Source organism: uncultured Acetobacterium sp., from assembly GCF_927416815.1.
Taxonomy (GTDB): domain Bacteria; phylum Bacillota; class Clostridia; order Eubacteriales; family Eubacteriaceae; genus Acetobacterium.
Window position 1 is genome coordinate 1 of the sequence record NZ_CAKMJU010000142.1, and the last position, 4,154, is coordinate 4,154.

Here is a 4,154-nt window from a genome sequence, read left to right on the forward strand (position 1 = left end):
TTCTCCATCTTTGATCTTTTGCAGGTTGTTTAAGTTGCAGGCAATGCCTTTATTGCCGTTGGTATTGAATGCATAGAAGTTAATACTGGCCCGGCCATAAACTCCACTATAGACTTCAGATCGGTCGATGATTTCCTGGCGGAAAAGCACGAGCTGAGGATGATTTCGCAACCGAAGACGATGATGACTTCCTGGCTTAAAACCGACAAATATTTAGTATGGTGAGCATTGGTCAACAGAGAAAAATTTAGAAAGCAGGTAAAACAATGGTTAATCAGATTTTAACAGTTCTATTGGTGGGACTCGCCGTTATTTATATGAGCGGCAGTGCGTATATGTTTTTAACCTTCATTCGTGACGATATCCGTTCTGAACGAAAAAAGATGAAAGATCAGCAGAACCAGTAGCAAAAAACATCACCAGGCGGCAATGGGATTAATCCCAGCCGCCTTTATTGAATAGAAAGATGGTGACATATAGGTTGCCAATTTTCGGGAAATAAGAAAGGCAAATATATGGATAGAGAGATTTGGAAAGATATCCCTGGTTTTGAGAAGGAGTATCAGGCCAGTACGCTAGGGCGAATAAAAAGTCTTGATAGAAAAGTTATGAGTAAAAACTGGTCTACAGGTCAGCCGTTTTACCGTACTGTCCCTGAAAGAATTCTGAAACCCGGCAAATTTTGTCAATGTGGGCATCTTTCAGTGACTTTACGCAAAGGCACTAATGGTATTCCAGTGCATCAGTTAGTACTAAGAACATTTATCGGTGAAGCACCTTCAAATATGGAAGTTCTTCACATCAATGGAAACCCTACGGATAACCGGCTGTTAAATCTGAGATATGGAACCAGAACAGAAAATATTTTAGATGTGTATTACCAGGGCGGCCGATGGAGAAAATTGTCAATTGATGATGTACATGCCATTCGGTTTGGCATTTGGTGCGGTATAAAAGGCTGTGAACTTGCAAAAATGTTTAATATTTCACAGCAGATTATCAGCAAGATTAAATGCGGAAGGTGTTATTCATGGCTCAAATAATTTGCTTAAGTTGTGATATTGAAACATATTCCGACGTAGATTTGTCAAAAGGTGGTGTATACAAATATTCAGAGTCACCTAATTTTGACATTCTGCTTTTTGGCTATGCGATAGATGGCGGTGAGGTTCAGGTGATTGATCTGGCTAGTGGTGAAGAGATACCCCCAGAAGTGATTGCCGCACTGGTGGATGTTACTGTGATCAAATGGGCATTTAACAGTCAGTTCGAGCGGGTCTGCCTGTCTGTGTGGCTGAGACGAAATTATCCCCAGGATTTTTGTGGTTACAGTATTGCAGCCGATACAGTCAGCGGTTATCTGGATCCGTCGGCATGGCGATGTACAATGGTCTGGTCGGCCTATATGGGGCTGCCACTGTCGCTTGAAGGGGTTGGTGCGGTACTGGGCCTGGAAGATCAGAAGCTTAAGGAAGGAAAAGATCTGATCCGGTATTTCTGTATGCCATGCAAAAGCACCAAAGCCAATGGTGGTCGTATCCGAAATATGTCGGAGAATAACAGCGAAAAATGGGAACGCATTAAAAGTTATAATCAGCGGGACGTTGAGGTTGAGATAGCTATCCAGAAAAAATTGGCTAAGACGCCTGTGCCTGATTTTGTCTGGAATGAGTATCATTTTGATCAGGAAATCAATGACCGGGGTATTGCCCTTGATATGACATTTGTCAAACAGGCGATTGAGATTGATCAGCTTTCTCGAGAAAAGCTGACAATACAGATACAGGAACTCACCAATCTGGATAACCCTAATTCAGTCCAGCGGATGAAAAATTGGCTGGCTGATAACGGTTTGAAAACCGATACACTTGGAAAAAAAGCTGTCGCTGAGATGCTAAAAACGGCTCCGGATCAGTTGGCAGAAGTGCTTTCGCTACGTCAGCAACTGGCTAAATCCTCGGTGAAAAAATACCAGGCCATGCACCATGCGGTTTGTCAGGATGGCCGGGTTCGCGGAACCTTTCAATTCTATGGGGCTAACCGGACGGGCCGATGGGCAGGCCGCCTGATCCAGCTGCAAAACCTTCCCCAGAACCACATCCCCGACTTGGAACAGGCTCGAGCCCTGGTTCGAAGCGGAAATGAGGATGCGCTTTCAATACTTTATAATTCAGTGCCGGAAGTACTATCAGAACTGATTCGGACGGCCTTTGTCCCAAGAGATGGCATGAAGTTTATTGTTGCCGATTTCTCAGCGATTGAAGCGAGAGTTCTATCCTGGCTTGCGGGTGAAAGCTGGCGGATGGATGTTTTTGCAGATAACGGAGACATCTATTGTGCAACAGCAGGAAAAATGTTTCACTGCAACGTGGTCAAACATGGAGAAAATAGTGATCTCCGGCAGAAAGGGAAGCAATGCGAGCTTAGTTGTGGATATGGCGGATCAGTCGGTGCGCTAAAGGCAATGGGGGCGTTGGAATCAGGAATGGGTGAAGATGAGTTGCAGCCGCTGGTGGATGCCTGGCGTCAGGCCAATCCCAACATCGTCCGTTTCTGGTGGGCGGTGGATCGAGCGGTTAAAGAATGTATCAAACAAAAAATACCAACTGAAACACACGGTATTTACTTTTCTTATCAGAGTGGATTTTTGTTTATCACCCTTCCATCCGGCAGAAAACTGGCTTATGTAAAACCCCGAATCGGTGAGAATCGCTTTGGCGGTGAGTCGGTGACCTACGAAGGGGTCGGTGGCACAAAGAAATGGGAGCGGATTGAGAGTTATGGGCCAAAGTTTGTTGAGAATATCGTCCAGGCAATCAGCCGGGATATTTTGGCCGAAGCGATGAAAAGACTCCGATATTGTTTTATTGTGGCCCATGTCCACGATGAAATTATTATTGAGGCGGATATGCGTATGTCAGTTTCCGCTGTTTGTGAGCAGATGGGCAGAACGCCACCCTGGGCGGAAGGACTGCTACTTCATGCCGAGGGTTATGAATGCAGTTTTTATAAAAAAGATTAATATTTCTTAATACTGGGGGTTCGATTCATTCGAATTCTTCGCTTATAGGCAGAGGTGATGATACCTCTGTCTATTTTATTTTAGGAGGTAATTCGGATGAGCGAATTAGTCAGAATCAGTTATGACAGTGAGCGGCCCACCGTAAGCGGCCGGGATTTACATCAGACTCTACAGGTCAAAACACCCTATACCCAGTGGTTTGAACGCATGAAAGAGTATGGTTTCAGTGAAAATAGCGATTTTGTGACGGTTCACAAAAATGTTATCCGTGTGGATGGTACAAAAATGCCACAGCAGCATTATGACCATCAGCTGACACTGGATATGGCCAAAGAAATCTGTATGATTCAACGCAGTGCAATCGGCAGGAAATGTCGTCAGTATTTCCTGGAGCTGGAAAAAGCCTGGAATAGTCCGGAAGCGATTATGGCTCGGGCATTGCAGTTTGCCGATTCCCAGCTGGCGCTGATGCGATCTAAAAATACTGAGCTGGCAGATAACGTAGCCATCCAGAATCAGCAGATTACCGAGATGAAGCCGAAGGTCAGCTACTATGATGTGGTGTTAAACTGCAAAGATCTTATCACAATATCAGTCATTGCCAAAGACTTCGGTAAGTCTGCCAGATGGATGAACCGCTATCTTCACGACAAAAAAATTCAGTTCAAACAGGGAGATATCTGGTTGTTGTATCAAAAATATGCTGAAAAAGGCTACACCAGCACGAAAACTAACAATTATGCCGGGTCAGATGGGGAACAGCATATCAAGCCCCACACCTATTGGACCCAAAAGGGACGATTATTCATTTATGATCTGTTAAAAGTAGACGGCATCATCCCTCTAATTGAGCTGGAAATGGAGGAAGTTTATGAATAAAGAATCAGTTAATCAGGCGGGAACGAATAGTGCGGCTGATCTAAGCGAATTGATTGATTGGTTGTTACCGTTAAAGCTGACGCAATCGGCAGAGCTTGAAGCGACGATGGTCAGAGGTTTTGTCGATGAGAATGGCAAGCAGTGGCTTGAAACTGATGAGTTGGGCATTTTTTCAGTTGAGTTTTTAATGGCACTTGTGATGGCAGAAAATTTCGGAGGTGATTGCGATGAGCATCAGTAAGAAAAACGGCGA

General features: G+C 44.5%; 5 protein-coding genes. 4 read left to right on the plus strand and 1 reads right to left on the minus strand.

Annotated features, from left to right (window positions below):
- Positions 1-171 (minus strand): ssDNA-binding protein (locus QZ998_RS16530; RefSeq protein ID WP_366512472.1); only part of this gene is annotated, 171 nt, incomplete at its 3' end.
- A gap of 344 nt (positions 172-515) precedes the next feature.
- On the opposite strand from QZ998_RS16530, the gene QZ998_RS16535 reads away from it, so the two are divergent.
- From QZ998_RS16535 to QZ998_RS16550, 4 genes are all read left to right on the plus strand, one after another.
- On the plus strand, positions 516-1,043 hold the full coding sequence (locus tag QZ998_RS16535; RefSeq protein ID WP_296561978.1) for an NUMOD4 motif-containing HNH endonuclease: 528 nt from the start codon (positions 516-518) through the stop codon (positions 1,041-1,043).
- Positions 1,031-3,022: a DNA polymerase gene (locus QZ998_RS16540; protein WP_296561980.1), complete on the plus strand. Its 1,992-nt coding sequence runs from the start codon at positions 1,031-1,033 to the stop codon at positions 3,020-3,022. Before QZ998_RS16535 ends, QZ998_RS16540 begins: the two co-directional genes overlap by 13 nt.
- A gap of 96 nt (positions 3,023-3,118) precedes the next feature.
- Complete coding sequence (locus QZ998_RS16545; protein ID WP_296561982.1) at positions 3,119-3,901, plus strand: phage antirepressor KilAC domain-containing protein; 783 nt, start codon at positions 3,119-3,121, stop codon at positions 3,899-3,901.
- Positions 3,894-4,142, plus strand: coding sequence for a hypothetical protein (locus QZ998_RS16550; RefSeq protein WP_296561983.1), 249 nt, complete (start codon positions 3,894-3,896; stop codon positions 4,140-4,142). Before QZ998_RS16545 ends, QZ998_RS16550 begins: the two co-directional genes overlap by 8 nt.
- Positions 4,143-4,154 lie beyond the last annotated feature (12 nt).

Excerpts from the sequence above, each read along its gene's own strand:
- QZ998_RS16535 (WP_296561978.1), top strand. The coding sequence starts at position 516 with ATGGATAGAGAGATTTGGAAAGATATCCCTGGTTTTGAGAAGGAGTAT.
- QZ998_RS16545 (WP_296561982.1), top strand. The coding sequence starts at position 3,119 with ATGAGCGAATTAGTCAGAATCAGTTATGACAGTGAGCGGCCCACCGTA.
- QZ998_RS16540 (WP_296561980.1), top strand. The coding sequence starts at position 1,031 with ATGGCTCAAATAATTTGCTTAAGTTGTGATATTGAAACATATTCCGAC.
- QZ998_RS16550 (WP_296561983.1), top strand. The coding sequence starts at position 3,894 with ATGAATAAAGAATCAGTTAATCAGGCGGGAACGAATAGTGCGGCTGAT.